Origin of the sequence: Streptomyces sp. NPDC053069 (assembly GCF_044546895.1) — a bacterium.
Taxonomy (GTDB): domain Bacteria; phylum Actinomycetota; class Actinomycetes; order Streptomycetales; family Streptomycetaceae; genus Streptomyces.
The window spans coordinates 379,696-405,248 of the sequence record NZ_JBITZN010000003.1 but is presented as its reverse complement, the minus strand read 5'-3'; the positions used below and the strand labels follow the sequence as shown (position 1 = coordinate 405,248).

The window sequence follows — 25,553 nt, the reverse complement described above, 5'->3', positions numbered from 1 at the left end:
TATCGGGGGCCGACTTCGCGCAGGGTGCCTCACCCCGGCGTTACCGATTCCCTCCGGTGGGGACATATAGGGAGGGAGGGTGCAAAAACGGAGGCGGCCGAGGAGGCGGCGATGGCCAAGTTCCGCACACGCAGGCCCAAGGACAAAGCGGCGAAGCTGCGCCATGGCTTCGGCTTGCTCGCCGCGCTCGGCGTGATCCTCGTCATCGCCGGGATCGTGGGACTCGTCTACACCGCCGCCGCCACGCTCACCTCGATGCTGCTGTTCGGCTGGCTGCTGCTGATCGGCGGGATCGTCGGCCTGCTGCACTCGATCCAGGCCCGAGGCACCAGCTTCTTCTGGCTCGGCGTCATCGTCGCCGCGCTGAACATCGCGGCCGGAGTCGTCGTCATTCGCCTGCCGCACGCGGCCGCCGTCGCCCTCACCATGTTCGCCGCGCTGCTGTTCCTCTCCGCAGGCGTCTTCCGGCTGGTCGGCAGCCTGGTGGTGCGCGGTTCGCAGTTCGGCTGGACGCTGCTCCTCGGCGCCTTCGACCTGCTGCTCGGGATCCTGGTCCTCGGCTCCTGGCCGAGCAGCAGCCAGTACGTCATCGGCACGTTCCTCTCGCTCGCCCTGCTCTTCGACGGGCTCGGCCTCGTGGCCACCGGCTACGGCGGGCGGCGGGTCGTCGGGCTCGTCTCCGAGGAGCGCTAGCCCCGACCCGACGAACCGATTAGTTCGGGAACCGGCGCCGGTGCGACAGGAACAGTCCCACACGTGACCGTGTCATACGCACTCGGTCATGAACCGCTCGATACTCGGTGACTTGCGTTCAGATACAAAGTCCGCAGCGCATCGTTACCAACACTCGACGTGTGGTGACAATCGAGCGCGAGGGTGGCGACCGGACGATGGACAACCATGGGCGCGGGGACGGCCCGCGCCCAGCGGGGGAGGCCGAGCGGCCGTCCGATCCACTGCCGTACGAGGGCGTCTGGCGGTTCACCGCCGCCGCGGTGGACGCCTCGGTCCCGCAGGCCCGGCACGCCGTCCGGGACCTGCTGCTGCGCCAGGGCGTACCGGTCTCCGACGAGCTGGTGTACGGCCTGCTGCTGATCGTCTCCGAGCTGGTCACCAACGCGGTGCGGCACGCGGCGCTGCTGTCGCCGATGCTGGCCGTGGAGGTTGCCGTCGGAGCCGAGTGGGTGCGGGTGTCCGTGGAGGACAACCACCCCTACCGCCCGACCGCGCTGGAGGCCGACCACGGCCAGACCGGCGGCCGGGGCCTGCTCCTGGTCCGCGAGGTGGCACGGGAGGCGGGCGGCATGGTCGACGTGGAGCACACCGCAAGCGGCGGCAAGGTGATCTGGGCCGCCCTGCCGCTCAAACCGACGGCGTTTCCGTAGCACCGCACATCCTGCGACGGTCCGCGGAGCCGCTCACCCCGCGGGCTTACCCAGAGCCGCTTACGCCTGCGGCGGGTCTGCGGAGCTGCACAGGCCGGTGGCGATTCCGTAGAACCGCCACGCCCTGCGGCGTTTCCGTGGGATCGCTCACGCCCCGCGACGCTCCCGCGGAGCAGCTCACCCCCGCGGACTTACTCGGAGCCGCTTACGCCTGCGGCGGGTCTGGGGAGCGGATCAGGCCGGCGGCGCTTCCGTGGAGCCGCCAGGCCCAGCGACGGTCCGCGGAGCCGCTCAGGCCGGCGGCGTTTCCGTGGGATCGCTCACGCCCCGCGACGCTCCCGCGGAGCAGCTCACCCCCGCGGGCCTACTCGGAGCCGCTTACGCCTGCGACGGTCCGCGGAGCGGCTCAGGCCGGCGGCACTTGCGTGGAGCCGCCACGCCCTGCGACGGTCCGCGGAGCCGCTCACGCCGGCGCCGCTCCCGTAGAACCGCCGCGTCCTGCGGCAGTCTCGCGGAGCAGCTCACGCCGCGGGGGCTTCCGCAGAGCCGCTCATGCCTGCCACGGTCCGCGGAGCTGCTCAGGTCGGCGGCGGTGCCGTGGAGCCGCCCGGTGCTCGTGCTGGCAGGCGGGTGTGGTGAGGGAGCGCTCACCAGCCCGCGGACGGGCCCGTCAGCTCCCTGATCGCCGGACGCGCCGCGTCCAGGACGGTCATGAACCAGGCCGAGAACGGGTCGCGGGCGTGCCGCTCCGCCAGCTCGGCCGCCGTCACGAAGGCCGTGTCCCCGACCTCGTCCGGGTCCACCGCCGGCGGCGCCTGCACCAGGCCGACGAACAGGTGGTTGTACTCCTGCTCGACCAGGCCCGAGGCCGGGTCCGGGTGGTTGTAGCGGACGGTGCCCGCCTCCGCCAGCAGCGACGGGGACACGCCCAGCTCCTCGAACGTGCGCCGGGCCGCGGCCGCGAACGGTGCCTCGCCCGGGTACGGGTGGCCACAGCAGGTGTTGGACCACACACCGGGGGAGTGGTACTTGCCGAGCGCCCGCTGCTGCAGCAGCAGCCGGCCCTGCTCGTCGAAGAGGAAGACCGAGAAGGCGCGGTGCAGCTGTCCCGGCGGCTGGTGGGCGGCGAGCTTCTCCGCCGTGCCGATCGTCACACCCTTCTCGTCGACAAGTTCCAGCAAAATCGCCTCTGCGGTGCCGTTCGACGAACTGTGCGTCTCGGTGGCAGGTGTGATCGGCATACCCATCCTTCGCCTCGGTCTTCGCACCCCAAGTCTGCCGTACGAATCCGGCACTCCCGGCACGTCCGCAGGTGTGGCGGTACCGGAAGCGGGACCCGGTAGATCATCGTGCCCGGTCAGGCGATCACGGAACCGTCCGGGGCGGGTATCGAACTCATGTGTGATGCCCTCAGTGGCAGAGCCGTGCCTCGTGCTCCGCGTGCCCGCCCGGCTCCAGCTGGAAGGTGCAGTGCTCCACGTCGAAGTGATCGCCGAGACAGCCCTGCAGCTCGTGCAGCAGCTTCTCGTGGCCGATGGCGCTGAGCACGTCCGAACTGACCACCACGTGCGCCGACAGCACCGGCATGCCGGAAGTGATCGTCCAGGCGTGCAGGTCGTGTACGTCCTCGACGCCGTCCAGCGCCAGGATGTGCGCCCGCACCTCGGACATGTCGACGTTCTTCGGGGCCGCCTCCAGCAGCACGTCCAGCGTCTCGCGCAGCAGCTTCAGCGTCCTCGGCACGATCATGACGCCGATGACCAGCGAGGCCACCGGGTCGGCGGCCTGCCAGCCGGTGGTCAGGATCACCGCGGCCGAGATCAGCACCGCGACCGAGCCCAGCGCGTCCGCGGCGACCTCCAGGAAGGCGCCGCGCACATTCAGGCTCTCCTTCTGTCCGCGCATCAGCAGGGTCAGCGAGACGCTGTTCGCGACCAGGCCGATCAGACCGAACACGACCATCACGCCGCCCCGGGTGTCCGCGGGTGTCACGAACCGCTGGACCGCCTCGTACAGGACGTATCCGCCGACGCCGAGCAGCAGCAGGCAGTTGGCCAGGGCGGCCAGGATCTCGGCGCGGGCGTAGCCGAAGGTGCGGTTGGTGCTCGGCGGGCGGTTCGCGAAGTGGATCGCGAGCAGCGCCATGCCGAGACCCACCGCGTCGGTCGCCATGTGCGCCGCGTCCGCGATCAGCGCGAGCGAATCCGCCACCAGGCCGCCGATGATCTCGACGACCATGATCATCAGCGTGATGCCCAGCGCGATCCGCAGCCGGCCCCGGTACGCGGCCGCGGCCGTACCCGTGGCCGGCGCATGCGTGTGCGCGTGCCCGTGGTCGTGCCCTGCCCCCATGCCAACCGCCCTTCCGTATCTGTCCGGCAGGGCCCAGTCAACTACGGGTGGGGGGTATGGGGCAACGCGGCACTGAACACCGTTGTCATCTGCCCTGACCTGCGGAAACGTTCCGCAGGTCAAGACGGGTGCAGCGGTCGGCCCGGCTCACCCGCCGTGGTGCAGTTGCCAGCCCCGCCACGCCGACTCGACCATCTCGCGCACCCCGCGCCCGGCCCGCCAGCCGAGGGTCTCTGCGGCCCGCTCGGCCGAGGCGACCGCACGCGGAGCGTCCCCCGGCCGGCGCCCCTCGACCACGGGCTCCCGGCGGTCCCCGGTGACGTCCCCGATGACCGTGATCAGCTCGCGCACCGAGACGCCCTCGCCCCGCCCGATGTTCAGCGTCAGATCCCCGGACAGGTCGCCGTCGGCGAGCCGCCGCGCCGCCGCGAGATGTGCCTCGGCGAGGTCGGCCACATGGATGTAGTCGCGGATGCAGGTGCCGTCCGGCGTCGGATGGTCGGCACCGAAGATCCGCGGGGCCTCGTCGCGGGTGAGCCGGTCGAAGACCATCGGCACGATGTTGAACACGCCGGTGTCCGCCAGCTCCGGCGCCACGGCGCCCGCCACGTTGAAGTACCGCAGGCACACCGTGGAGATCCCGTGCGCCTTTCCGGCCGCCCGCACCAGCCACTCCCCGGCCAGCTTGGTCTCGCCGTAGGGGTTCACCGGCGCGCACGGGGTGTCCTCGGTGATCAGGTCCACGTCCGGGTTGCCGTACACCGCCGCCGACGAGGAGAACAGCAGGCGGTCGATCCCCGCCTCGGCGACCGCGTCCAGCAGCGTGGCGAGGCCGCCGACGTTCTCCCGGTAGTAGCGGGTGGGCTGGGCCACCGACTCGGCGACCTGCTTGCGCGCCGCCAGGTGGACGACGCCCGTGACGCCGTACTCCGCGAAGACTCGCTTCAGCAGGTCCCCGTCGAGCGTCGAACCCTCGACGAGCGGGACGTCGGCGGGGAGCCGCTCGGGCACCGCCGCCGACAGGTCGTCCAGCGCCACGACCTTCTCCCCGGCGCCGGCCATGGCCCGTGCCACGTGCGCCCCGATGTATCCGGCACCGCCGGTGATCAGCCACGTCATGGTTGTTCACCCTATGCGGGGCGGAGGTCGGAGGGCGATGTGCAGAGCTCGGAGGGCGATGCCGTGTGCCGGGTGCGCGAGGTGTGCGGCTGGCCGCGCGCGCGGCGGTAGCCGGATGCCGGCACAGCCTCGCGCCCCTTCGGTGCGCTTCGCCCGGGTCTGCGCACACGGGTTTGTGGGGCGGGCCCCGGATCACCCATGATGATCGCGGCAAAGGCCGGGGCAGCCCCCGTGGGCCGGGCCGTGAACGGCCGGTGAACATGGGCTTCCGCCCATCCGATACCCTCTGCCGACATGCCGCCCGGGTGCCACAGGCAGGGCGCCCCACCACGTGAGAGACCGGCGCCCCCGCCGGCACCCAGGGAGTGAGTTCGGTTGCCGACCGCCATTGTCACCGGTCAGCCGGTCCCCGGATCGTCTCTGGAGAACGATCTGCGGTCGCTCGGCTTCGACGTCCGGGTGGCAGCGGACGCCGCCGAGGCCGAGGCCCTGCTCGCCGCCGCTCCGGCCGGCGACCGTGTGGCCCTGGTCGACGCCCGCTTCGTGGGCCACCAGCACGCCCTGCGCCTCGGCCTGACCGACCCGCGCTTCCCGCTCTCCGCCGTCCCCGGCGCCGTCACCGCCCAGCCGGCCGCCCGGCAGGCGCTGACCCGGGCCGTGGCCCGCGAGACCTCGTCAGGCGGCGGTACCGCGCCGGCTGTGGACAGCCTCGCCGACCGGATCGTCGCCGCTCTCGGCACCGACGGCTGCGAGATGCACCGTCCCGAGCTGGGCAGCCTGGTCGCCGCCGTCCCCGCCGACCCGCAGGCCCGCAACGAGGCACGGCAGGCCGTCGCCGCCGTCGACGACGAGGCCGTACGCCTGAAGTCGGCGGTGAAGTCCCGCGACGGTTTCTTCACCACGTTCTTCATCAGCCCGTACTCGCGCTACCTCGCCCGCTGGTGCGCCCGCCGGGGCCTGACCCCGAACCAGGTCACCACCGCCTCGCTGCTCACCGCCCTGATAGCGGCGGGCTGTGCGGCGACCGGCACCCGGGCCGGCTTCGTCGCGGCCGGTGTGCTGCTGATCGCGTCCTTCGTGCTGGACTGCACCGACGGCCAGCTCGCCCGTTACGCCCTGAAGTACTCCACGCTCGGCGCCTGGCTCGACGCCACGTTCGACCGGGCCAAGGAGTACGCCTATTACGCCGGTCTCGCCCTCGGCGCGGCCCGGGGCGGCGACGACGTGTGGGCCCTCGCCCTCGGCGCGATGATCCTGCAGACCTGCCGGCACGTGGTCGACTTCTCCTTCACCGAGGCCAACCACGACGCCACCGCCAACACCAGCCCCACCGCCGCCCTCTCCGACAAGCTGGACAGCGTCGGGTGGACGGTCTGGGTGCGGCGGATGATCGTCCTGCCCATCGGCGAGCGCTGGGCGATGATCGCGATCCTCACCGCGGCCACCACCCCGCGGATCACTTTCTACGTCCTGCTCGTCGGCTGCGCCTTCGCGGCGACGTACACCACGGCCGGCCGGGTGCTGCGGTCCCTGACCCGCAAGGCGCGGCGCACCGACCGGGCCGCCCGGGCGCTGGCGGACCTCGCCGACTCCGGGCCGCTGGCGGACGCCCTCCAGCGGGTCGCCCGGCGTGGCCTGCCGGGTCTCGCCGTCCCCGCCGTCGCCCTGCTCGGCGGCGCCGCGGCCGTCGCCTGCTCGGCCCTGACCGGTTACGGCTCGGTCCTGCCGGTCATCGGCGCCCTGGTCTATGTCCTCACCTCGGCCCTCGCCGTCGCCCGCCCCCTCAAGGGCGCCCTCGACTGGCTCGTCCCGCCCTTCTTCCGGGCCGCCGAGTACGGCACCGTCCTCGCCCTCGCGGGCAAGGCGGGGGTGAACGGAGCGCTGCCGGCGGCTTTCGGGCTGGTGGCCGCCGTCGCCTACCATCACTACGACACGGTGTACCGCATCCGCGGCAACGCCGGAGCGCCCCCGGCCTGGCTGGTGTGCGCCATCGGGGGGCACGAAGGGCGGACGCTGGTCGTCACCGTTCTGGCCGCGGTGCTCACCGCCTCGCAGTTCACGGTCGCGCTCACGGTCCTCGCCGTGGCCGTCGCCCTCGTGGTGCTCGTCGAGAGCATCCGTTTCTGGGTCGCCGCTCACAGGGAGGGCGCCCCAGCCGTACACGACGAAGGAGAACCCGCATGATCGGCCTCGTGCTGGCGGCCGGCGCCGGACGCCGTCTGCGCCCCTACACCGACACTCTGCCCAAGGCGTTGGTGCCGGTGGGGCCCGCGGGCATAGAGGGCGAACCGACCGTGCTGGACCTCACCCTCGCCAACTTCGCCGAGGTGGGTCTGACGGAGGTCGCGATCATCGTCGGCTACCGCAAGGAGGCCGTCTACGAGCGCAAGGCGGCTCTGGAGCAGAAGTACGGCCTCAAGCTCACCCTGATCGACAACGACAAGGCCGAGGAGTGGAACAACGCCTACTCCCTGTGGTGCGGCCGTGACGCCCTCAAGGACGGTGTGATCCTCGCCAACGGCGACACCGTGCACCCGGTCTCCGTCGAGAAGACGCTGCTCGCCGCGCGCGGTGAGGGCCGTCGCATCATCCTCGCCCTGGACACGGTGAAGAACCTCGCCGACGAGGAGATGAAGGTGGTCGTCGACCCCGAGAAGGGCATGACGAAGATCACCAAGCTGATGGACCCGGCCGAGGCGACCGGTGAGTACATCGGCGTCACGCTGATCGAGGGCGACGCCGCCGCCGAGCTGGCCGACGCGCTGAAGACGGTCTGGGAGACCGACCCGCAGCAGTTCTACGAGCACGGCTACCAGGAGCTGGTCAACCGCGGCTTCAAGATCGACGTGGCGCCGATCGGCGACGTCCAGTGGGTCGAGATCGACAACCACGACGACCTCGCCAAGGGACGGGAGATCGCGTGCCGCTACTGACCCGGCTGATTCCCTCGCCGGTCGTCGTGGACATCCGCCCGGGTGCCCTGGACGACCTGGCCTGCGTCCTCGCCGACGAGCGCATCGCGCAGTCCGGCCGGCTCGCCGTCGCCGTCAGCGGCGGCTCCGGCGCGAGGCTGCGCGAGCGCATCGCCCCCTCGCTGCCCGGCGCCAGCTGGTACGAGGTCGGCGGCGGCACCCTCGACGACGCGATCCGGCTGGCCGGCGAGATGAAGTCCGGCCACTACGACGCGGTGATCGGACTCGGCGGCGGCAAGATCATCGACTGCGCCAAGTTCGCCGCGGCCCGCGTCGGCCTGCCCCTGGTGGCCGTGCCGACGAACCTCGCGCACGACGGCCTGTGCTCGCCGGTGGCGACCCTCGACAACGACGCCGGGCGCGGCTCCTACGGCGTGCCGAACCCGATCGCCGTCGTCATCGACCTGGACGTGATCCGCGAGGCCCCGGCCCGCTTCGTCCGGGCCGGCATCGGCGACGCGATCTCCAACATCAACTCGGTCGCGGACTGGGAACTGTCCCACCGCATCAACGGCGAGAAGATCGACGGTCTCGCCGCGGCCATGGCCCGCCAGGCCGGCGAGGCGGTCCTCAGGCACCCCGGCGGCATCGGCGACAACGGCTTCCTCCAGGTGCTCGCCGAGGCGCTGGTCCTGACCGGCATCTCGATGTCGATCTCCGGCGACTCGCGGCCCGCCTCCGGCTCCTGCCACGAGATCAACCACGCCTTCGACCTGCTGTTCCCCAAGCGTGCCGCCGCCCACGGCGAGCAGTGCGGGCTCGGCGCGGCCTTCGCGATGTATCTGCGCGGGGCGCACGAGGAGGCGGTCCACACGGCCGCGGTGCTGCGCCGGCACGGGCTCCCGGTGCTGCCGGAGGAGATCGGCTTCACCGTGGACGAGTTCGTGCGGGCGGTGGAGTTCGCCCCGGAGACCCGCCCCGGCCGCTACACGATCCTCGAACACCTCGACCTCAAGACGAACCAGATCAAGGACACCTACGCCGACTATGTCAAGGCCATCGGTAGCTGAACTCCGTCCGGTCGTCCATCCCGCGGGGGTGAAGGACCGGCGCAGCGGTGAGCACTGGATGGGACGCCTCTACATGCGCGAGGTGTCCCTGCGGGTCGACCGCTACCTGGTGAACACCAGGGTCACGCCCAACCAGCTCACGTACCTGATGACCGTCTTCGGCGTGCTCGCGGCCCCGGCACTCCTGGTGCCGGGGATCTGGGGCGCGGTGCTCGGCGTGGTGTGCGTCCAGCTGTATCTGCTGCTGGACTGCGTCGACGGCGAGATCGCGCGCTGGAAGAAGCAGTACTCGCTGAACGGCGTCTACCTGGACCGGGTCGGCGCCTATCTGACCGACGCCGCCGTGCTGGCCGGCTTCGGCCTGCGCGCCGCCGACCTGTGGGGCGGCGGCCGTATCGACTGGCTCTGGGCCTTCCTCGGCACGCTGGCCGCGCTCGGCGCCATCCTCATCAAGGCCGAGACCGACCTCGTCGGCGTCGCCCGGCACCAGGCCGGCAAGCCTCCGGTGCAGGAGGCCGCCGCCGAGATGCGCTCCTCCGGCATGGCGCTGGCCCGCCGGGCCGCCGCCGCCCTCAAGTTCCACCGGCTGATCCTGGGTATCGAGGCGTCCCTGCTCATCCTGGTCCTGGCCCTCGCCGACCAGGCGCGCGGCGACCTGTTCTTCTCCCGGCTGGGTGTAGCGGTGCTGGCCGGCATCGCCCTGCTGCAGACCCTGCTGCACCTGGTGTCCATCCTCGCCTCCAGCAGGCTGAAGTGAGTACCGCCATGCGTGTCGGCGCAGTCATCATCACCATGGGCAACCGGCCCGAGGAGCTGCGGGCTCTGCTCGACTCGGTCGCCAAGCAGGACGGCGACCCCGTCGAGGTGGTCGTCGTCGGCAACGGCTCGCCCGTCCCGGACGTCCCCGACGGCGTGCGCACGATCGAGCTGCCCGAGAACCTGGGCATCCCGGGCGGCCGCAATGTCGGCATAGAGGCCTTCGGGCCCAGCGGCCGCGATGTCGACATATTGCTCTTCCTCGACGACGACGGCCTGCTCGCCCGCCATGACACCGCCGAGCTGTGCCGCGAGGCGTTCGAGGCCGACCCGGCTCTCGGCATCATCAGCTTCCGCATCGCCGACCCCGAGACCGGCGAGACCCAGCGCCGGCACGTGCCCCGGCTGCGCGCCTCCGACCCGATGCGCTCCTCCCGGGTCACCACGTTCCTCGGCGGTGCCAACGCCGTCCGCACCCGGGTCTTCGCCGAGGTCGGCGGCCTGCCGGACGAGTTCTTCTACGCCCACGAGGAGACCGACCTGGCCTGGCGGGCCCTGGACGCCGGCTGGATGATCGACTACCGCTCCGACATGGTGCTGTACCACCCGACGACCGCGCCCTCGCGGCACGCGGTCTACCACCGCATGGTCGCCCGCAACCGGGTGTGGCTGGCCCGGCGCAACCTCCCCGCGCTCCTGGTCCCCGTCTACCTCGGTGTCTGGCTGCTGCTCACGCTGCTCCGCCGTCCCTCCCGGCCGGCCCTGAAGGCGTGGTTCGGCGGATTCCGGGAAGGCTGGACCACGCCGTGCGGACCGCGCCGTCCCATGCGCTGGCGCACGGTGTGGCGGCTGACCCGGCTGGGCCGGCCCCCGGTGATCTGAGAAGCTTCTCTTACCCGAAGAGAGCAAGCTTCTTACTGAGAGAGTTCCGGATTTCCACTCGTGAGTCATACAACGCATGACGGCGGTGTCGCGGTGAGCGCGATACCGTCGCCCGACGAGGGGCTGAGTGCGGCGCAGCTCGCCGCCAGGTACGGGCTCGCCGTGAGCGGTGCCCGGCCCTCGCTGGCCGAGTACGTCCGCCAGCTGTGGGGGCGGCGCCACTTCATCCTCGCCTTCTCGCAGGCGAAGCTGACGGCCCAGTACAGCCAGGCCAAGCTCGGCCAGCTGTGGCAGGTCGCGACACCGCTGCTCAACGCGGGCGTGTACTACTTCATCTTCGGCGTGATCCTGCACGCGAGCCGCGGCCTGTCCCAGGACGTGTACATCCCGTTCCTGGTCACGGGTGTGTTCGTCTTCACCTTCACGCAGAGCTCGGTCATGTCGGGCGTCCGTGCGATCTCCGGCAATCTCGGTCTGGTGCGCGCCCTGCACTTCCCGCGCGCCTCACTGCCGGTCTCCTTCTCGCTGCAGCAGCTCCAGCAGCTGCTCTTCTCGATGATCGTGATGTTCGTCGTGGCGATCGGCTTCGGCAGCTATCCGAGCCCCGCCTGGCTGCTGATCGTGCCCGTCCTGCTGCTGCAGTTCCTGTTCAACACCGGACTCGCGCTGATCGTGGCCCGCATGGGCGCCAAGACGCCGGACCTCGCCCAGCTGATGCCGTTCGTCCTGCGCACCTGGATGTACACCTCGGGTGTCATGTTCTCCATCAACAAGATGATGGAGGGCCGCTCCGAGATCGCGGCCCGGCTGCTCCAGGTCAACCCGGCCGCGGTCTACATGGACCTGATGCGTTACGCGCTCATCGACGGCTACGGCGCCTCGAACCTGCCGCCGCACGTCTGGGCCGTCGCACTGTTCTGGGCCGTGGTCGTCTTCGCCGGCGGCTTCGTGTACTTCTGGAAGGCGGAGGAGAGGTACGGCCGTGGCTGAGCAGAACACACCGGACCCCGGGGAACGCCGCCCGACGGTCATCGCGGACGACCTGCACATCGTCTACCGCGTCAACGGGGCCAAGACCGGCAAGGGCAGCGCGACGGCGGCTCTCAGCCGGATCCTGAAGCGAGGCTCCGACGATGCGGCACGGGGCGTGCGCAAGGTGCACGCCGTGCGCGGTGTGTCCTTCGTCGCCTACCGCGGCGAGGCCATCGGCCTGATCGGCTCCAACGGCTCCGGCAAGTCCACGCTGCTGCGCGCCATCGCCGGCCTGCTGCCCGCCGAGAAGGGCAAGGTCTACACCGACGGCCAGCCCTCCCTGCTCGGTGTCAACGCGGCCCTCATGAACGACCTGACCGGCGAACGGAACGTCATCCTGGGCGGCCTCGCGATGGGGATGTCCCGGGAGCAGATCAAGGAGCGCTACCAGGACATCGTCGACTTCTCGGGCATCAACGAGAAGGGCGACTTCATCACCCTGCCGATGCGCACGTACTCCTCCGGCATGGCGGCCCGGCTGCGGTTCTCCATCGCCGCCGCGAAGGACCACGACGTCCTCATGATCGACGAGGCGCTCGCCACCGGTGACCGCAAGTTCCAGAAGCGCTCCGAGGAACGCATCCGGGAACTGCGCAAGGAGGCCGGAACGGTCTTTCTGGTCAGTCACAACAACAAGTCCATCCGCGACACCTGCAACCGCGTCCTGTGGCTGGAGCGCGGTGAGCTGCGTATGGACGGACCGACCGAAGAGGTTTTGAAGGAGTACGAGAAGTTCACGGGCAAGTAGCCTGTTTCGGTCAGGGCCCCGCCGGAACCGTCCGGCGGGGCCCTGTGTCCGTAAAGGAACCGTCAACTCCGGCCAGTGTCAGGAATCTTGGAACCAATCGGTGTGTTGTTGTGATGCGCAGGACACCCCGACGGACCTTGCAGCGTTGTACAACGTAAGCTGTACCAGTGCTGGAAAGCGGCAAGTGGGGCGATAATGCGCGACACCCTGCGCCGGTGAGACCCCGCGAATTGCCGGGCGGCGTGTCCGAAATAGTGTGTATTGGGTCGGCAGTGTAGAACGGGAGATGTGACGGCAATGGCTACGGAAACTCCCCAGCTCAACGCAGCATGTGCCGTCCCCGCCGCGGGCAGCGCCCGATGACGGCCACCGATACGGCGCCGGACCTGGAACGCGCCACCCTCGACAAGGCCGCCGGCGAGAATTTTCCGGTCGCCCCCTTCTTCCTGCCCCGGGCATGGCGTGACGACCTCATGGCCGTCTACGGCTTCGCCCGTCTGGTCGACGACATCGGTGACGGCGACCTCGCCCCGGGCGGGGCCGACGCCCGGATGCTCGGCGTGCCGTCCGCCGACGCCGAGGACCGCCTGGTCCTCCTCGACGCGTTCGAGGCCGACCTGCGCCGTGTCTTCGACGGCACCCCGCGCCATCCGCTGCTGCGCCGGCTGCAGCCCACGGTCCGCCGCCGCTCCCTCACCCCCGAGCCCTTCCTCGGACTGATCGCCGCGAACCGCCAGGACCAGCTCGTCACCCGCTACGAGACCTACGACGACCTCCTCGCCTACTGCGAACTGTCCGCCAATCCCGTCGGCCGCCTCGTCCTCGCCGTCACCGGCACCGCCACCCCCGAGCGGATCCGGCTGTCCGACGCGATCTGCACCGCGCTGCAGATCGTGGAACACCTCCAGGACGTCGCCGAGGACCTGGGCCGCGACCGGATCTATCTCCCGGCCGCGGACATGAAGCGCTTTCACGTCCAGGAAACGGATCTTGGCGCAAAAACCGCGGGCGCATCGGTGCGCGCCCTGGTTGCATACGAAGCGCAACGCGCCCGCGATCTGCTGAATGAAGGCGCCCCCCTGGTGGGTAGCGTCCACGGCAGGCTGAAGCTGCTGCTCGCAGGGTTCGTGGCGGGGGGAAGGGCGGCGATCCACGCGATCGCCGCCGCCGAATACGACGTACTTCCCGGCCCGCCCCGACCCGGCAAGGTCCAGTTGCTGCGTGAGGCGGGCGTGATCCTGCGAGGAGAGGGGTGATCCGGACCGTGGATTCTCCGTCGCACGTGTCCGCACCGGTACTCGCCGCCTACAGCTACTGCGAGACCGTCACCGGGCAGCAGGCCCGCAACTTCGCCTACGGCATCCGCCTGCTGCCCACGCCGAAGCGCCGCGCCATGTCGGCGCTGTACGCGTTTTCCCGGCGTGTCGACGACATCGGCGACGGCGACCTGGCCGGCGAGGTGAAGCTGAAGCGGCTTCAGGACACCCGGGCGCTGCTCGCCCGGGTCCGGGAGGACGAGGTGGAGGAGGACGACACCGATCCGGTCGCCGTGGCGCTCGCCCATGCGGCACGCGCTTTCCCGATCCCGCTCGGCGGCCTCGACGAGCTGATCGACGGCGTCCAGATGGACGTGCGCGGCGAGACCTACGAGACCTGGGACGACCTGAAGGTCTACTGCCGGTGTGTCGCCGGTGCCATCGGCCGCCTCTCGCTCGGCGTGTTCGGCACCGAACCGGGAGCGCGCGGCGCCGAGCGCGCACCCGAGTACGCCGACACGCTCGGCCTCGCCCTGCAGCTCACCAACATCCTCAGGGACGTCCGCGAGGACGCGGCCGGCGGCCGTACCTATCTGCCCGCCGACGACCTCGCCAAGTTCGGCTGCGCGGCCGGGTTCGACGGGCCCACGCCACCGGAGGGCTCCGACTTCGCGGGCCTCGTGCATTTCGAAGTGCGGCGGGCCCGCGCCCTCTTCGCCGAGGGCTACCGGCTGCTGCCCATGCTCGACCGGCGCAGCGGCGCCTGCGTGGCCGCCATGGCCGGCATCTACCGCCGGCTGCTGGACCGCATCGAGCGTGACCCCGAGGCCGTGCTGCGCGGCCGGGTCTCGCTGCCCGGACGCGAGAAGGCCTACGTCGCCGTACGCGGCCTGTCCGGCCTCGACACCCGGCACGTGACCCGGCATGTCTCCCCGCGGTCCGTCAGGAGGCGCGCCTGATGGGCCTCACCGAACCAGGAGACACGGGCGAGGCAACCCTCGGCAGCGGCGTGGCGTCCCTGACAGCGACGGCCGACCGTGCGGGCGCCCCGAAGGGGTGCGGGGAACCACGCGATCAGCCACAACGGGCCCGCAGACGGCCGACGGCCCATCACGGCATGGCCCGCGGAGCGCTCGCACGGAAGGACGCACCATGAGCGACGGCTCCCGCCCCGCACGGACGCACGGCACCGCGGAACCGGAAGGTGCCGCAAGCCGCCGCGCCGTCGTGGTCGGCGGCGGGCTCGCCGGGATCACCGCGGCGCTCGCGCTCGCCGACGCGGGCGTCCGTGTCACCCTGCTCGAAGGCAGGCCCAGGCTGGGCGGCCTCGCCTTCTCCTTCCAGCGCGGCGAACTGACCGTGGACAACGGCCAGCACGTCTACCTGCGCTGCTGCACCGCCTACCGCTGGTTCCTCGACCGGATCCAGGGCGCGGCGCTGGCACCGCTGCAGGACCGCCTGGACGTCCCCGTCGTCGACGTCACCAAGCCCGAGGGCAGACGGCTCGGCCGGCTGCGGCGCGACCCGCTGCCCGTCCCCCTCCATCTGGGGCGCAGCCTGGCCGCCTATCCGCATCTCTCGCTCGCCGAGCGCGCCGCGGTCGGGCGGGCCGCGCTCGCGCTGAAGGGGCTCGACCTCGCCGATCCGGCCCTGGACACGCAGGACTTCGGCAGCTGGCTGGCCGCACAGGGCCAGTCCGCGCGCGCCGTCGAGGCCCTGTGGGACCTGGTCGGGGTCGCCACCCTCAACGCGGTCGCGGGCGACGCCTCGCTGGGGCTCGCCGCGATGGTGTTCAAGACCGGTCTGCTGTCCGACCCGGGCGCGGCCGACATCGGCTGGGCCCGCGTCCCGCTGGGCGAACTGCACGACCGGCTGGCCCGCAAGGCGCTCGACTCCGCGGGCGTCCGTACCGAGGTCCGTACACGCGTCACCTCCGTCTCTATCAACGAGAACGGCACCTGGAGCGTTCAGGTTCCCGGCGAGTGCCTCGAAACCGACGCCGTCGTCCTCGCCGTACCCCAGCGAGAGACCCACGACCTGCTGCCGCCCGGCGCACTCGACGCCCCCGGGCAGCTGCTGCGGATCGGCACCGCGCCGATCCTCAACGTCCATGTCGTCTACGACCGCAAGGTGCTCGCACGCCCCTTCTTCGCGGCCCTCGGCACCCCGGTGCAGTGGGTCTTCGACCGCACGGACGCCTCCGGACTGACCGAGGGTCAGTACCTGGCGCTGTCCCAGTCGGCCGCGCAGGACGAGATCGACCTGCCGGTCGCCGACTTGCGCGAGCGCTATCTGCCCGAGCTGGAGCGGCTGATCCCGGGTACCCGCGGCGCCGTGGTGAAAGATTTCTTCGTGACCCGGGAGCGCACGGCCACGTTCGCCCCCACCCCCGGCGTCGGACGGCTGCGGCCCGGCGCCCGCACCAAGGCCCCCGGCCTGTACCTGGCCGGAGCGTGGACCGCCACCGGGTGGCCCGCGACCATGGAGAGTGCGGTCCGCAGTGGAGTGAGCGCGGCCGACGCCGCACTCAGCGCCCTCGGCCGGCCCCGCCCCCGCCACCTCTTCGAGTTCGAGGAGGCGGCCTGATGCCCGACCGGCACGCGGCAGGCTCCCGCACCCCCGGTACCGCGACAAGAGGAGAGACTGTGCCCACTGTGCCCCCGGCTTCGACGCCCGTCCCACGGGCCGCGGTGGACGTGACCGCGCTGCTGGAGCGCGGCCGGACCCTGGCCACTCCCGTCCTGCGTGCGGCCGTCGACCGGCTGGCGCCTCCCATGGACACCGTCGCCGCCTACCACTTCGGCTGGATCGACGCCGCCGGCAACCCGGCCGACGGCGACGGCGGCAAGGCCGTGCGTCCCGCGCTCGCCGTGCTCTCCGCCGAGGTCACCGGCGCCGCGCCCGAGGTGGGCATCCCGGGTGCCGTGGCCGTGGAACTCGTCCACAACTTCTCACTGCTGCACGACGACCTGATGGACGGCGACGAGCAGCGCCGGCACCGCGACACCGTCTGGAAGGTGCACGGCCCCGCCCAGGCCATCCTGGTCGGCGACGCCCTGTTCGCCCTCGCCAACGAGATCCTGCTGGAGCTCGGCACGGTCGAGGCCGGCCGTGCCACCCGCCGGCTGACCACCGCCACCCGCGCCCTGATCGACGGTCAGGCGCAGGACATCTCCTACGAGCACCGCGACCGGGTCAGCGTCGAGGAGTGCCTGGAGATGGAGGGCAACAAGACCGGCGCGCTGCTCGCCGCCTCCAGCTCCATCGGCGCGGTCCTCGGCGGCGCGGACGACGCCACCGCCGACGCGCTGGAGAAGTACGGCTACCACCTCGGCCTCGCCTTCCAGGCGATCGACGACCTGCTCGGCATCTGGGGCGACCCGGAGGCCACCGGCAAGCAGACCTGGAGCGACCTGCGCCAGCGCAAGAAGTCCCTGCCGGTCGTCGCCGCGCTCGCGGCCGGCGGCCCCGCCTCCGAGCGGCTCGGCGAGATCCTCGCCGCGGACGCCAAGAGCAGCGACTTCGAGAACTTCTCCGAGGAGGAGTTCGCGGCCCGCGCGGCCCTCATCGAGGAGGCCGGCGGCCGCGCCTGGACGGCCGAGGAAGCGCGCCGTCAGCACACCATCGCCATCGAAGCCCTCGACGCCGTCGACATGCCCGAGCGGGTACGCGACTCCTTCACGGCGCTCGCCGACTTCGTCGTCGTACGAAAGAGATGATCCCTATCGGCCCAACACGCCTCGCGTAGTCGCCGGCCGGTGCCGCAGGATGGTGCGGACACCGGCCGACGGCGGACCCACAGCAGCACGACTCGCACGACTGCACGAAGGGGAAGCCATGACAGCGACGACCGACGGAAGCACCGGGGCGACTGTGCCGCCCCGCGCTGCCGCGGCCAGCGACACCACCCTCACCACCCCCGAGGCGGCCGGGGTACGCGAAGCCGCCGTACGCGCCACCCGGCGTGCCACCGACTTCCTGCTCGCGCGGCAGGACGCCCAGGGCTGGTGGAAGGGCGACCTGGAGACCAACGTCACCATGGACGCCGAGGACCTGCTGCTCCGTCAGTTCCTGGGGATCCGCGACGAGCACACCACGCAGGCCGCCGCCAGGTTCATCCGCGGCGAGCAGCGCGAGGACGGCACCTGGGCCACCTTCTACGGCGGGCCCGGCGAACTGTCCACCACCATCGAGGCGTACGTCGCCCTGCGCCTGGCCGGTGACGCGCCCGACGAGGCGCACATGGCGAAGGCGTCCGCCTGGATCCGTGAGCGCGGCGGCATCGCCGCCGCCCGGGTCTTCACCCGGATCTGGCTCGCCCTGTTCGGCTGGTGGAAGTGGGAGGACCTGCCCGAACTCCCGCCGGAACTCATCTGGTTCCCCACCTGGATGCCGCTGAACATCTACGACTTCGGTTGCTGGGCCCGGCAGACCATCGTGCCGCTGACCATCGTCTCGGCCAAGCGCCCGGTGCGCCCCGCGCCCTTCCCGCTGGACGAGCTGCACACCGACCCGGCGCACCCGAACCCCGTGACGCCGCTTGCCCCGCTGGCCAGTTGGGACGGCACCTTCCAGCGCCTGGACAAGGCGCTGCACCGGTTCCGCAAGGTCGCCCCGCGCCGGCTCCGCAGGGCCGCGATGAACACCGCCGCCCGCTGGATCATCGAGCGGCAGGAGAACGACGGCTGCTGGGGCGGCATCCAGCCCCCGGCCGTGTACTCGGTCATCGCCCTCCACCTGCTCGGCTACGACCTGGAGCATCCGGTGATGCGCGAGGGCCTCGCCTCGCTGGACCGTTTCGCCGTGTGGCGCGAGGACGGCGCCCGGATGATCGAGGCCTGCCAGTCCCCGGTGTGGGACACCTGCCTCGCCACCATCGCGCTCGTCGACGCGGGCCTCCCGGCCGACCATCCGCAACTGGTCAAGGCGGCCGACTGGATGCTCGGCGAGGAGATCGTCCGGCCCGGCGACTGGTCCGTACGCCGGCCCGGGCTGCCGCCGGGCGGCTGGGCGTTCGAGTTCCACAACGACAACTACCCGGACATCGACGACACCGCCGAGGTCGCCCTCGCGCTGCGCCGGGTCCGGCACCACGACCCCGAGCGTGTGGACAACGCCATCGGGCGCGCGGTGCGCTGGAATCTCGGGATGCAGTCGAAGAACGGCGCATGGGGCGCCTTCGACGTCGACAACACCAGCCCGTTCCCCAACCGGCTGCCGTTCTGCGACTTCGGCGAGGTCATCGACCCGCCCTCCGCCGATGTCACCGCGCACGTCGTGGAGATGCTCGCCGCCGAGGGACTCGCCCACGATCCCCGTACCCGCCGGGGCATCGACTGGCTGCTCGCCGAACAGGAGCCGAACGGCTCGTGGTTCGGCCGCTGGGGCGTCAACTACATCTACGGCACCGGGTCCGTCGTACCGGCGCTCACCGCCGCCGGGCTGCCCGGCTCGCACCCGGCGATCCGGCGGGCCGTGTCCTGGCTGGAGAGCGTCCAGAACGACGACGGCGGCTGGGGCGAGGACCTGCGCTCCTACAAGTACGTCAAGGAATGGAGCGGCCGGGGTGCGTCCACCGCCTCGCAGACCGCGTGGGCGCTGATGGCCCTGCTCGCGGCGGGGGAGCAGGACTCGAAGGCCGTCGAGCGCGGCATCCAGTGGCTCGCCGACACCCAGCGGGCGGACGGAACCTGGGACGAGCCGTACTTCACCGGCACCGGCTTCCCCTGGGACTTCTCCATCAACTACCACCTGTACCGGCAGGTCTTCCCGCTCACCGCGCTCGGCCGGTACCTGCACGGCGACCCCTTCGAGCGAGGCCTCCTCGCCGGGAAACCGCTGTCCGGGGCCAAGGTGAGTTTGAGTTGAGCACCCCGCCCGCCCCGGCCCCGCTGCTGATCGCCTGCGCCCTCGGCATCGAGCACCTCGCCCTGCGCACCGGCGACCACAGCGGTGCCGGCGGGCCGGTCACCTTCGTCCGTACGGGCATGGGTCCCCGGGCGGCGGAACGGTCCGTCACCGGGTATCTGTCCGAGCCGCACCTCGCCGACGCCGCCGTGCTGGCCACCGGCTTCTGCGCCGGGCTCGCCCCCGGCATGCACCCCGGCGATCTGGTGGTCGCCGAGGAGACCCGGGACCCGCGCGGCACCGTCGCCTGCGTGGGCACCGAACTGCTGGTCAAGGAACTCGTGCGGCTGCTGCCCGGGCGCACGGTCCACACCGGCCCGCTCACCGGCTCCGACCACGTCGTACGCGGCCCCGAGCGGTCCCAGCTGCTCGCGACCGGCGCGATCGCGGTCGACATGGAGTCGGCGGCCACCCTGCTGAGCGCCGTCCGGATCAGTGAGCGTCCGGTTGCGGCCGTACGGGTGGTCGTGGACGCCCCTGAACACGAACTCGTGCGGATCGGCACGGTGCGCGGTGGAATATCGGCCTTCCGTGTTCTTCGATCCGTTCTTCCCGCATTTTTCGAATGGCACCGTTCTTTGCTGCTCCCCCGGAGGTGAGCCAGATGGCCATGCCGCTGCGTCAGTCCATCAAGGTCGCTACTTACCTGGCTGAACAGAAACTGCGCAGGCGGGACAAGTTTCCGCTCATCGTCGAGCTTGAACCGCTCTTCGCCTGCAACCTCAAGTGCGAGGGCTGCGGCAAGATCCAGCATCCGGCGGGTGTGCTCAAGCAGCGCATGCCGGTCGCCCAGGCCGTGGGCGCGGTGCTGGAGTCCGGTGCGCCGATGGTCTCCATCGCGGGTGGCGAGCCCTTGATGCACCCTCAGATCGATGAGATCGTGCGCCAGCTGGTGGCCAAGCGGAAGTATGTCTTCCTGTGCACCAACGCGATGCTGTTGCGCAAGAAGATCGACAAATTCAAGCCCTCTCCCTATTTCGCCTTCGCCGTGCACATCGACGGTCTGCGTGAGCGGCACGACGAGTCGGTCGCGAAGGAGGGCGTGTTCGACGAGGCGGTGGAGGCCATCAAGGAGGCCAAGCGGCGCGGCTTCCGGGTGACCACCAACTCCACCTTCTTCAACACCGACACCCCCCAGACCATCATCGAGGTGCTCAACTTCCTCAACGACGACCTGAAGGTCGACGAGATGATGATCTCGCCCGCCTACGCCTACGAGAAGGCCCCCGACCAGGAGCACTTCCTCGGCGTGGAGCAGACCCGCGAACTCTTCAAGAAGGCGTTCGCGGGCGGCAACCGCAAGAAGTGGCGGCTCAACCACTCCCCGCTCTTCCTGGACTTCCTGGAGGGCAAGGTCGACTTCCCGTGCACCGCGTGGGCGATCCCGAACTATTCGCTCTTCGGCTGGCAGCGCCCGTGCTACCTGATGAGCGACGGGTACGTGCCGACGTACCGCGAACTCATCGAGAAGACCGACTGGGACAAGTACGGCCGCGGCAAGGACCCGCGCTGCGCCAACTGCATGGCGCACTGCGGGTACGAGCCCACCGCCGTCCTCGCCACCATGGGCTCCCTGAAGGAGTCGCTGCGGGCCATGCGCGAGACCGTCTCCGGGAACCGGGAGTGACGCGGTGACCGCCGTCCCCCTGGGCGTTCCCGAGGTACCGGCCCGGCCGGTGGCACCGCGGCGGCAGTCGCGGCAGATCCAGGTCGGGCCGGTGGCGGTCGGGGGCGGAGCCCCGGTGTCGGTGCAGTCGATGACGACGACCCGTACGTCGGACATCGGCGCCACCTTGCAGCAGATCGCGGAACTCACCGCGTCCGGCTGCCAGATCGTCCGTGTCGCCTGCCCCACGCAGGACGACGCGGACGCCCTCGCCGCCATCGCCCGCAAGTCGCAGATCCCCGTGATCGCGGACATCCACTTCCAGCCGAAGTACGTCTTCGCGGCCATCGAGGCCGGCTGCGCGGCGGTCCGGGTGAACCCGGGCAACATCAAGAAGTTCGACGACCAGGTGCGGGAGATCGCCCGCGCCGCCAAGGACCACGGCACGCCGATCCGTATCGGGGTCAACGCCGGTTCGCTGGACCGGCGGCTGCTGCAGAAGTACGGCAGGGCCACCCCGGAGGCGCTGGTCGAGTCGGCCCTGTGGGAGGCCTCGCTCTTCGAGGAGTACGACTTCCGGGACATCAAGATCTCGGTGAAGCACAACGACCCGGTCGTGATGATCGAGGCCTACCGGCAGCTCGCCGAGAGCTGCGACTACCCCTTGCATCTGGGGGTGACCGAGGCGGGTCCCGCGTTCCAGGGGACGATCAAGTCGGCCGTGGCCTTCGGGGCGTTGCTGTCCCGGGGCATCGGCGACACCATCCGCGTCTCCCTGAGCGCGCCGCCGGCGGAGGAGGTCAAGGTCGGTATCCAGATCCTTGAGTCCCTGGGCCTGCGGCAGCGGCGTCTGGAGATCGTCTCCTGCCCGTCCTGCGGCCGGGCGCAGGTCGACGTCTACAAGCTCGCCGACGAGGTCACGGCGGGCCTGGACGGCATGGAAGTGCCGCTGAGGGTCGCGGTGATGGGGTGTGTGGTCAACGGTCCGGGCGAGGCCCGTGAGGCCGACCTCGGAGTTGCCTCGGGCAACGGAAAGGGGCAGATCTTCGTCAAGGGAGAGGTCGTCAAGACCGTACCCGAGTCGAAGATCGTGGAGACCCTCATCGAGGAGGCCATGAAGCTCGCCGAGCGGACGAGCCCCGCAGACGAAGTGAGTTGAGTACAGCACGGCACGGACCGAGAGGGGGCCCAGCGTGACCATTCTGGAGAGCATCCGGGGACCACGCGACCTGAAGGCGCTGTCCGAGGCGGAACTGGGTGAACTGTCCGAGGAGATACGTGAGTTCCTGGTGCACGCGGTGTCGAGAACCGGCGGTCACCTCGGGCCCAATCTGGGCGTGGTGGAACTGACCGTCGCGCTGCACCGGGTCTTCGAGTCACCGGTCGACCGCATCCTGTGGGACACCGGCCATCAGAGTTACGTCCACAAGCTGCTGACCGGGCGTCAGGACTTCTCCAAGCTGCGCGGCAAGGGCGGCCTGTCCGGCTATCCCTCGCGCGAGGAGTCCGAACACGACGTCATCGAGAACAGCCACGCCTCCACCGCGCTCGGCTGGGCCGACGGCTTGGCCAAGGCCAACCAGGTGCAGGGGGAGAAGGGCCATGTGGTCGCGGTCATCGGCGACGGCGCGCTGACCGGCGGCATGGCCTGGGAGGCGCTGAACAACATCGCGGCGGCCAAGGACCGCCCGCTGATCATCGTCGTCAACGACAACGAACGCTCCTACGCCCCGACCATCGGCGGCCTCGCCAACCACCTGGCCACCCTGCGCACCACCGACGGCTACGAGAAGGTCCTCGCCTGGGGCAAGGACGTCCTCCTGAGGACACCCGTCGTCGGCAGCACGATCTACGAGTCCCTGCACGGCGCGAAGAAGGGCTTCAAGGACGCCTTCGCGCCGCAGGGCATGTTCGAGGACCTGGGCCTGAAGTACGTCGGCCCGATCGACGGCCATGACATCGGCGCCGTCGAGTCGGCGCTGCGCCGCGCGAAACGGTTCCACGGCCCGGTGCTGGTCCACTGCCTCACGGAGAAGGGCCGCGGCTACGAGCCCGCCCTCGCCCACGAGGAGGACCACTTCCACACCGTCGGTGTGATGGACCCGCTGACCTGCGAGCCGCTCGCGCCCGCCCAGGCCCCCTCCTGGACCTCGGTGTTCGGCGACGAGATCGTACGGATCGGCGAGGAACGGGACGACGTCGTTGCCATCACGGCGGCCATGCTGCACCCGGTCGGCCTCGGCAAGTTCGCCGAGCGATTCCCCGACCGCGTGTGGGACGTGGGCATCGCCGAGCAGCACGCGGCCGTCTCCGCGGCCGGCCTCGCCACCGGCGGACTGCACCCGGTCGTCGCCGTCTACGCCACCTTCCTCAACCGCGCCTTCGACCAGCTGCTCATGGACGTCGCCCTGCACCGCTGCGGGGTCACCTTCGTCCTCGACCGGGCCGGCGTCACCGGGGCCGACGGCGCCTCCCACAACGGCATGTGGGACATGTCGATCCTCCAGGCCGTCCCCGGCCTCAGGATCGCCGCCCCGCGCGACGCCGGCCGGCTGCGCGCCCAGCTGCGGGAGGCCGTGGCCGTGGACGACGCGCCGACCCTGGTCCGCTTCCCGAAGGAGTCGGTCGGCCCGGACATCCCGGCGATCGACCAGGTCGGCGGCATGGACGTCCTGCACCGCGCGGACCGCCCGGACGTGCTCCTGGTGGCCGTCGGCGTGATGGCATCCGTGTGCCTCCAGGCCGCCGAGCTCCTGGCGGCACGGGGTGTCAACTGCACCGTGGTCGACCCGCGCTGGGTCAAACCGGTCGACCCGGCCCTGCCCGGTCTGGCCGCCGAACACCGTCTGGTGGCCGTCGTCGAGGACAACAGCCGGGCCGGCGGGGTGGGTTCGGCGGTGGCACTGGCCCTCGGGGACGCCGACGTGGACGTGCCGGTACGGCGGTTCGGCATCCCGGAGCAGTTCCTCGCGCACGCCAAACGCAGTGAGGTGCTGGCCGACATCGGCCTCACGCCCGTCGAGGTCGCCGGACGGATCAGCGCGAGCCTGGCCGTCCGGCACATGGACGGCACAGTCAAGGAGAAGGAATGACCACGGAGTTCGACCTCGGCGCCCTCTTGGCCGAGCGCGGAGCCGAACGCTACGAGCTGCACACCAAGTACCTCAACCCGCAGCTCCCGCGCATGCTGCACACCATCGGCTTCGACAAGGTCTACGAGCGGGCCGAGGGCGCCCACTTCTTCGACGCGGACGGCAACGACTACCTGGACATGCTCGCCGGGTTCGGGGTGATGGGCCTGGGCCGCCACCACCCGGTCGTCCGCAAGGCGCTGCACGACGTGCTCGACCTGGACCTCGCCGACCTCACCCGGTTCGACTGCCAGCCGCTGCCCGGCCTGCTCGCCGAACGGCTGCTCGCCCACAGCCCGCACCTGGACCGGGTGTTCTTCGGCAACAGCGGCACGGAAGCCGTGGAGACGGCCCTGAAGTTCGCCCGGTACGCCACCGGAAAGCCCCGTGTCCTCTACTGCGATCACGCCTTCCACGGTCTGACCACCGGCTCCCTGTCGGTCAACGGCGAGAGAGGCTTCCGTGACGGCTTCGCCCCGCTGCTGCCCGACACCGCCGTACCCCTCGGTGATCTCAACGCCCTGGCCCGCGAGTTGAAGAAGGGCGACGTGGCCGCCCTCATCGTCGAGCCCATCCAGGGCAAGGGCGTGTACGAGGCCCCTCCCGGCTATCTGCGCGCCGCGCAGGAGCTGCTGCACAAGCACAAGGCGCTGCTCATCGCCGACGAGGTGCAGACCGGTCTCGGCCGCACCGGCGACTTCTACGCCTACCAGCACGAGGACGGTGTCGAACCCGACCTGGTGTGCGTGGCCAAGGCCCTGTCCGGCGGGTATGTCCCGGTCGGCGCCACCCTCGGCAAGGACTGGATCTTCAAGAAGGTCTACTCGTCCATGGACCGGGTGCTGGTCCACTCGGCGAGCTTCGGCTCGGGCGCGCAGGCGATGGCGTGCGGCCTCGCCGTGCTGTCGGTCATGGAGAACGAGCAGATCGTCGCCGGCGTCCGCAGGACCGGCGAACTGCTGAAGTCACGGCTGACCGCGCTGATCGACAAGTACGAACTCCTCGCCGACGTGCGCGGGCGGGGCCTGATGATCGGCATCGAGTTCGGCAGGCCGTCCTCGCTCAAGCTCCGCGGCCGCTGGACCGTGCTGCAGGCCGCCCGCAAGGGACTGTTCGCGCAGATGGTCGTCGTGCCGCTGCTGCAGCGGCACCGGATCCTCACCCAGGTCTCCGGTGACCACCTGGAGGTGATCAAGCTGATCCCGCCGCTGATCCTCGACGAGGCGGACGTCGAGCGGTTCGTGGACGCCTTCACCGCCGTGATGGACGACGCGCACAGCGGCGGCGGCCTGATGTGGGACTTCGGCAAGACCCTGATGAAGCAGGCGGTGGCGGGCCGCTGAGGACGCCCGCACCGGGCGCCGGCCGGGGAGTACCAGGAAGAGGGGGATGACGTC

At 70.9% G+C, this 25,553-nt stretch carries 22 protein-coding genes; 19 read left to right on the top strand and 3 right to left on the bottom strand.

The features are described from left to right. Positions 1–111: 111 nt before the first annotated feature. Both ACIGXP_RS08875 and ACIGXP_RS08870 read left to right on the top strand, forming a co-directional pair. Positions 112–693 carry a DUF308 domain-containing protein gene (locus tag ACIGXP_RS08875; protein ID WP_363219387.1) on the top strand — a complete coding sequence of 194 codons (582 nt, stop codon included), beginning with the start codon at positions 112–114 and terminating at the stop codon, positions 691–693. Positions 694–890: 197 nt separating this feature from the next. Continuing rightward, positions 891–1,385: an ATP-binding protein gene (locus tag ACIGXP_RS08870; protein ID WP_363219395.1), complete on the top strand. Its 495-nt coding sequence runs from the start codon at positions 891–893 to the stop codon at positions 1,383–1,385. A gap of 647 nt (positions 1,386–2,032) precedes the next feature. On the opposite strand, the gene idi is transcribed toward ACIGXP_RS08870, so the two are convergent. The 3 genes from idi to galE form a co-directional block, all read right to left on the bottom strand. Beyond that, entirely contained in the window at positions 2,033–2,626 is a 594-nt protein-coding gene (gene idi / locus ACIGXP_RS08865; protein ID WP_363219388.1) for an isopentenyl-diphosphate Delta-isomerase, read from the bottom strand. 169 nt (positions 2,627–2,795) lie between these two features. After that, positions 2,796–3,737, bottom strand: coding sequence for a cation diffusion facilitator family transporter (locus ACIGXP_RS08860; protein ID WP_363219389.1), 942 nt, complete (start codon positions 3,735–3,737; stop codon positions 2,796–2,798). A 147-nt stretch (positions 3,738–3,884) separates the two neighbouring features. Further along, complete coding sequence (gene galE / locus ACIGXP_RS08855; RefSeq protein ID WP_399765745.1) at positions 3,885–4,856, bottom strand: UDP-glucose 4-epimerase GalE; 972 nt, start codon at positions 4,854–4,856, stop codon at positions 3,885–3,887. 375 nt (positions 4,857–5,231) lie between these two features. Here galE and ACIGXP_RS08850 point away from each other — a divergent pair, with 375 nt between their 5' ends. The 17 genes from ACIGXP_RS08850 (at position 5,232) to ACIGXP_RS08770 (ending at position 25,499) form a co-directional block, all read left to right on the top strand. Further along, positions 5,232–7,040, top strand: coding sequence for a DUF5941 domain-containing protein (locus ACIGXP_RS08850; RefSeq protein WP_399765742.1), 1,809 nt, complete (start codon positions 5,232–5,234; stop codon positions 7,038–7,040). Further along, positions 7,037–7,789 carry a sugar phosphate nucleotidyltransferase gene (locus tag ACIGXP_RS08845; RefSeq protein ID WP_399765739.1) on the top strand — a complete coding sequence of 251 codons (753 nt, stop codon included), beginning with the start codon at positions 7,037–7,039 and terminating at the stop codon, positions 7,787–7,789. The genes ACIGXP_RS08850 and ACIGXP_RS08845 overlap by 4 nt, the downstream gene beginning before the upstream one ends. Beyond that, positions 7,777–8,838 carry an iron-containing alcohol dehydrogenase family protein gene (locus tag ACIGXP_RS08840; protein ID WP_363217863.1) on the top strand — a complete coding sequence of 354 codons (1,062 nt, stop codon included), beginning with the start codon at positions 7,777–7,779 and terminating at the stop codon, positions 8,836–8,838. The genes ACIGXP_RS08845 and ACIGXP_RS08840 overlap by 13 nt, the downstream gene beginning before the upstream one ends. Next, positions 8,816–9,595 carry a CDP-alcohol phosphatidyltransferase family protein gene (locus ACIGXP_RS08835; protein ID WP_363217864.1) on the top strand — a complete coding sequence of 260 codons (780 nt, stop codon included), beginning with the start codon at positions 8,816–8,818 and terminating at the stop codon, positions 9,593–9,595. The genes ACIGXP_RS08840 and ACIGXP_RS08835 overlap by 23 nt, the downstream gene beginning before the upstream one ends. Positions 9,596–9,603: 8 nt before the next feature. Beyond that, on the top strand, positions 9,604–10,476 hold the full coding sequence (locus tag ACIGXP_RS08830; RefSeq protein WP_399765735.1) for a glycosyltransferase family 2 protein: 873 nt from the start codon (positions 9,604–9,606) through the stop codon (positions 10,474–10,476). A gap of 60 nt (positions 10,477–10,536) precedes the next feature. Beyond that, entirely contained in the window at positions 10,537–11,466 is a 930-nt protein-coding gene (locus ACIGXP_RS08825) for an ABC transporter permease (RefSeq protein ID WP_399765732.1), read from the top strand. Then, entirely contained in the window at positions 11,459–12,256 is a 798-nt protein-coding gene (locus ACIGXP_RS08820; RefSeq protein WP_363217867.1) for an ABC transporter ATP-binding protein, read from the top strand. The genes ACIGXP_RS08825 and ACIGXP_RS08820 overlap by 8 nt, the downstream gene beginning before the upstream one ends. Positions 12,257–12,615: 359 nt before the next feature. Beyond that, complete coding sequence (gene hpnC / locus ACIGXP_RS08815) at positions 12,616–13,512, top strand: squalene synthase HpnC (protein ID WP_399765728.1); 897 nt, start codon at positions 12,616–12,618, stop codon at positions 13,510–13,512. Then, positions 13,509–14,471 (top strand): presqualene diphosphate synthase HpnD, encoded by a 963-nt coding sequence (gene hpnD, locus ACIGXP_RS08810; protein WP_363217869.1) that lies wholly within the window; start codon positions 13,509–13,511, stop codon positions 14,469–14,471. The genes hpnC and hpnD overlap by 4 nt, the downstream gene beginning before the upstream one ends. Positions 14,472–14,664: 193 nt before the next feature. Continuing rightward, positions 14,665–16,098 carry a hydroxysqualene dehydroxylase HpnE gene (gene hpnE, locus ACIGXP_RS08805; protein ID WP_399765726.1) on the top strand — a complete coding sequence of 478 codons (1,434 nt, stop codon included), beginning with the start codon at positions 14,665–14,667 and terminating at the stop codon, positions 16,096–16,098. Then, entirely contained in the window at positions 16,098–17,231 is a 1,134-nt protein-coding gene (locus ACIGXP_RS08800; RefSeq protein ID WP_399765723.1) for a polyprenyl synthetase family protein, read from the top strand. Before hpnE ends, ACIGXP_RS08800 begins: the two co-directional genes overlap by 1 nt. A 118-nt stretch (positions 17,232–17,349) precedes the next feature. Beyond that, positions 17,350–19,380 (top strand): squalene--hopene cyclase, encoded by a 2,031-nt coding sequence (gene shc, locus ACIGXP_RS08795; RefSeq protein WP_399765720.1) that lies wholly within the window; start codon positions 17,350–17,352, stop codon positions 19,378–19,380. Further along, positions 19,377–20,018 carry a 1-hydroxy-2-methyl-2-butenyl 4-diphosphate reductase gene (locus ACIGXP_RS08790; protein WP_399765717.1) on the top strand — a complete coding sequence of 214 codons (642 nt, stop codon included), beginning with the start codon at positions 19,377–19,379 and terminating at the stop codon, positions 20,016–20,018. Before shc ends, ACIGXP_RS08790 begins: the two co-directional genes overlap by 4 nt. 5 nt (positions 20,019–20,023) lie before the next feature. Further along, the gene (hpnH, locus tag ACIGXP_RS08785; protein ID WP_363217875.1) at positions 20,024–21,046 is read left to right on the top strand and encodes an adenosyl-hopene transferase HpnH; all 1,023 of its coding nucleotides are present in this window, start codon (positions 20,024–20,026) and stop codon (positions 21,044–21,046) included. 4 nt (positions 21,047–21,050) lie between these two features. Continuing rightward, positions 21,051–22,184 (top strand): flavodoxin-dependent (E)-4-hydroxy-3-methylbut-2-enyl-diphosphate synthase, encoded by a 1,134-nt coding sequence (ispG, locus tag ACIGXP_RS08780; protein WP_399765714.1) that lies wholly within the window; start codon positions 21,051–21,053, stop codon positions 22,182–22,184. A 34-nt stretch (positions 22,185–22,218) separates the two neighbouring features. Continuing rightward, on the top strand, positions 22,219–24,117 hold the full coding sequence (gene dxs, locus ACIGXP_RS08775) for a 1-deoxy-D-xylulose-5-phosphate synthase (RefSeq protein ID WP_363217877.1): 1,899 nt from the start codon (positions 22,219–22,221) through the stop codon (positions 24,115–24,117). Next, complete coding sequence (locus ACIGXP_RS08770; protein WP_399765710.1) at positions 24,114–25,499, top strand: aspartate aminotransferase family protein; 1,386 nt, start codon at positions 24,114–24,116, stop codon at positions 25,497–25,499. Before dxs ends, ACIGXP_RS08770 begins: the two co-directional genes overlap by 4 nt. Positions 25,500–25,553: the final 54 nt, after the last annotated feature.